Source organism: Streptomyces sp. NPDC049577 (assembly GCF_040675635.1).
GTDB lineage: Bacteria > Actinomycetota > Actinomycetes > Streptomycetales > Streptomycetaceae > Streptomyces.
Window position 1 is genome coordinate 1 of sequence record NZ_JBFAPH010000473.1, and the last position, 3,693, is coordinate 3,693.

3 protein-coding genes and 1 pseudogene are annotated in these 3,693 nt (G+C 72.7%); 3 read left to right on the forward strand and 1 reads right to left on the reverse strand.

From position 1 onward, the window contains the following. A pseudogene (locus AB0K09_RS31175) lies at nt 1–454 on the reverse strand (hypothetical protein); the annotation flags it as partial. Between the two features lie 190 nt (nt 455–644). On the opposite strand from AB0K09_RS31175, the gene AB0K09_RS31180 reads away from it, so the two are divergent. The 3 genes from AB0K09_RS31180 to AB0K09_RS31190 form a co-directional block, all read left to right on the forward strand. Further along, nucleotides 645–926 (forward strand): acylphosphatase, encoded by a 282-nt coding sequence (locus AB0K09_RS31180; protein WP_366068757.1) that lies wholly within the window; start codon nt 645–647, stop codon nt 924–926. Between the two features lie 406 nt (nt 927–1,332). Further along, nucleotides 1,333–1,539 carry a hypothetical protein gene (locus AB0K09_RS31185; protein ID WP_171087512.1) on the forward strand — a complete coding sequence of 69 codons (207 nt, stop codon included), beginning with the start codon at nt 1,333–1,335 and terminating at the stop codon, nt 1,537–1,539. A 223-nt stretch (nt 1,540–1,762) separates the two neighbouring features. Beyond that, on the forward strand, nt 1,763–3,693 hold a 1,931-nt coding region (locus AB0K09_RS31190; protein ID WP_366068758.1), incomplete at its 3' end, for an AAA family ATPase.

Sequence of the window (3,693 nt, forward strand, 5' to 3'; positions counted from 1 at the left end):
GTTCGGCCGCCACCCGCACCGGCCGCGGGGCGGCCGCGCGGTCCGCCTGCTCCCGCCGCTCCGGCCGGTCCGCGGGCGCCGCCCCGGGCAGCCGTGACCCCGGCGGCACCACGTGCGGCGGCTGCTCCTCGGTGAGGATCTGCCCGCTCGTCCCCGCGCCGCGATCGTGGGCGGCGTCGGGCCCGACGGAGAAGACGCCCGCGGGCATCAGCCCGGAGACCACCGCCACCGCGCCCATGGCCACCGCCGCCGACGCGCCGAGCAGCCCGTTGCGCACGGGAGTGCGGGCGGCCCTGACCCGCGCCGCACGGCGTGGGTTGCGGTGCCGCCCGGCTCGCAGCCGGCCGGAGGCGTCGGGGGAGAGGACGGGGAGGGGTTGGGTGATCGCTTCGGCGGGGTCCGCGTCCGGATCGAACAGGGCGGCCGGCCCGTTCGTCAGGGGTGCCCGGGCCATTCGGGCCTTCGCGGCCGCTTCTTCGGCGGTCAGGGGGGCAGAGCGTCGATGGCGACCCATCCGCTGCCTTCCTCACGTGTTCGGCGTAACTGCTTCACTCGTCCGGGGGAGCATTGACGAGCCGCGACTGTACGGCATGGCATAGGGGGTCGAAGTGCTCAGTATGCAATTGGCCGGTTAGCGTGCAGACATGAACGAGAATGTCCGTCTGACGGCCTGGGTGCGCGGCCATGTGCAGGGTGTCGGCTTTCGTTGGTTCACCCGGGCCAACGCATTGCGCATCGGTGATCTGATCGGTTTCGCCTCGAACCTCTCCGACGGGCGGGTCCAGGTGGTCGCCGAGGGGTCGCGCGAGCGTTGTGAACAATTGCTCGACTGGCTGCGGAACGGCGACACGCCCGGCCGGGTGGACGGCGTCACCGAGATCTGGGACACACCGCGCGGCGGCTACGACGGCTTCGAGACCCGCTGACGGCGGGTCGGCGCAACGCATTTCCGGACGGTGGAGAAGGGGTGTGGGTGGCGGTGATCGTTCCATTCATATGTCATTGGCATATGCGCCCGAGAGAAATTGCCTGATGGTTGCCAAGACGGCCGCGGCGTGCAAGGCTGCCTCTCAACGGATGATCTCTACGCCCCCCGGGCTCCGGCGATGAAGAAAGCGGCGCGCATTCCCGTCCGCGCACGCACGGGGACCCCTGTGGATGCGGGCTGTGATCGTGTTGACCGTCAAACCATTTGGTGAGACTCTGGAAGCCCCGCGCACCTTAGCTGTTTGGCATTGAAACACCGCAGTCACGATGGCAGACACCGCGGGTGCGAATCCCTCACGACCCACACCGCTTCGGTCGGTCACTCAGTGTGGAGGACCATCCATCATGGCAAAGGCGCTTCTCGGTTACGTCGGCGGCTCCGACCCCCGAGTCCTCGCCGAGATGCGACGGCTTCAGCAGCGAGTCCAGGACCTCGAATCCGAGCTCATCCGGATGCAGGCCGAGAACGACGCGCTGACTGCCGCCGCTCACCACGGTGACTCGCTGCTCGACAGCATCGACGTATCCAAGGCGGAGCCTGCGCTCGCCTGACCGTACCCCGCCCCCCGGGGGCCCGGTCGGGCTGCACTGTCAGCCGCTTGAGAGTTGAAAGGGACGCCTCGGCGTCCCTTCGTCGTATCCGGCCGTTCATCCCAGCACCCTCATGTCAGGATGTGCCCCGCACCTTCCCGGGCGAAACCCGTGAAAACCACGCGGTCGCGGCGCCGCGTCGGCGCACCGCCCGTGACGGCGGCGGCCGGTAGAGTCCTTCCGCGTGCACCTCAAGAGTCTGACCCTGCGCGGTTTCAAATCCTTCGCCTCGGCCACGACCCTGCGCTTCGAACCCGGGATCACCTGCGTCGTGGGGCCCAACGGCTCCGGAAAGTCCAATGTCGTCGACGCCCTTTCCTGGGTCATGGGCGAGCAGGGCGCCAAATCCCTGCGCGGCGGCAAGATGGAGGACGTCATCTTCGCCGGCACCACCGGCCGCCCGCCGCTGGGCCGCGCCGAGGTCTCGCTGACGATCGACAACTCCGACGGTGCGCTGCCCATCGAGTACACCGAGGTCACCATCACGCGGATCATGTTCCGCAACGGCGGCAGTGAGTACCAGATCAACGGCGACACCTGCCGGCTGCTGGACATCCAGGAACTCCTCTCCGACTCCGGCATCGGGCGCGAGATGCACGTCATCGTCGGCCAGGGCCAGCTCGACTCCGTCCTGCACGCCGATCCCACCGGCCGCCGCGCCTTCATCGAGGAGGCGGCCGGCGTCCTCAAGCACCGCAAGCGCAAGGAGAAGGCGCTCCGCAAGCTGGACGCCATGCGCGCCAACCTCCAGCGCGTCCAGGACCTCACCGACGAGCTCCGCCGCCAGCTCAAGCCGCTCGGCCGGCAGGCCGCCGTCGCCCGCCGCGCCGCCGTCATCCAGGCCGACCTGCGCGACGCCCGGCTCCGGCTGCTCGCCGACGACCTGGTCACCCTGCGCGAGGCCCTGCACGCCGAGATCGCCGACGAGGCCGCGCTCAAGGCCCGCAAGGAGACCGCCGAGGCCGAGCTGGGCGCCGCCACCCGGCGCGAGGCGGAGCTGGAGGAGCAGGTCCGCCGTCTCACCCCGCGCCTGGCCGGCGCCCAGCAGACCTGGCACGAGCTCTCCCGGCTCGCCGAACGCGTCCGTGGCACCGTCAGCCTCGCCGAGGCCCGCGTCGCCAGCGCCACCGCGACCCCCGCCGAGGAGCGGCACGGCCGCGACCCGGAGGACCTCGAACGCGAGGCCGACCGCGTGCGCGAGCAGGAGGCCGAACTCGAAGCCGCCCTCGAAGCCGCCGGCCGCGCCCTGGAGGACACCTCCCGGCACCGCGCCGAACTCGAACAGCGTCTCACCGAGGAGGAGCGCCGCCTGCGCGACGCCGCCCGCGCCATCGCCGACCGCCGCGAGCAGCTCGCCCGGCTCCAGGGCAAGGTCAACGCCGCCCGCGGTCGCGCCGGCTCCGCCGAGGCCGAGATCGGCCGCCTGGTCGCCGCCCGCGACGAGGCCCGCGAACGCGCGGCCGCCGCCCAGGAGGAGTACGAGCGCCGCCAGGCCGAATCCGACGGCGCCGACGCCGACGGCGCCGGTCTGACCGCCCGGTACGAGGCGGCCCGCGCCGCCCTGACCGCCGCCGAGGCCGCCCTCGACGCCGCCCGGGAGGCCGCCGCCGAGGCCGAGCGCCGCCGCGCCGCCGTCACCGCCCGCCACGACGCCCTCGCCCTCGGCCTGCGCCGCAAGGACGGCACCGGCGCGCTCCTCACCGCGAACGAACGATTGTCCGGACTGCTCGGCCCGGCCGCCGAGCTCCTCTCCGTCACCCCCGGCTACGAACTCCCCGTCGCCGCCGCTCTGGGCGCCGCGGCCGACGCCGTCGCCGTCACCAGCCCCACCGCCGCCGCCGAGGCGCTGCGCCTGCTGAAGAAGGAGGATGCCGGCCGGGCCGCCTTCCTCCTCACCGGCGCCCCGGAGACGCCGGACGACCCGCGGCGCGCGCCCACCGGTTTCCCGCTCGCCACCGAGCTCGTCCGCACGCCCCCCGAGCTGACGCCCGCCGTCCGCCGGCTGCTGCGGGACATCGTGGCCGCGGCTGCGGTTCCACCGCCTGGTTCATCGCCCTGGCCAACGTGTGCGGTTGGGTCGTCGGCCTCTTCCCGGAACGGGCGCAGCGCGAGGTG